Source organism: Nocardia sp. CC227C, assembly GCF_030767025.1.
Classification (GTDB): domain Bacteria; phylum Actinomycetota; class Actinomycetes; order Mycobacteriales; family Mycobacteriaceae; genus Nocardia.
Map to the genome: position 1 here is coordinate 1 of NZ_JASITE010000052.1, position 326 is coordinate 326.

The window sequence follows — 326 nt, forward strand, 5'->3', positions numbered from 1 at the left end:
GGCCGAACCCGCCGCCGCGCGCGCCACCAGCCTGACCCAGGTGTTCGCCTCCGGTGAGGCGCTGCCGGGTCCGACGGCGCAGCGGCTGCGCGCCCTGACCGGTGCGCGCCTGCACAACCTGTACGGCCCGACCGAGGCCGCGGTCGACGTGACCTACCACGAGGTCACCGATGCCGACGTGCAGACCGTGCCGATCGGCGCGCCGGTGTTCAACACTCAGGTGTACGTGTTGGATTCGCGGTTGCGGCCGGTTCCGGTGGGTGTTGCGGGTGAGTTGTATCTGGCGGGTGATCAGCTCGCGACCGCGTATGTGGCGCGTGCTGATC

At 70.6% G+C, this 326-nt stretch carries 1 protein-coding gene; it reads left to right on the top strand.

Annotated features, from left to right (window positions below):
- On the top strand, window positions 1-326 hold a 326-nt coding region (locus QMO76_RS35225; RefSeq protein ID WP_306365707.1), incomplete at both ends, for an AMP-binding protein.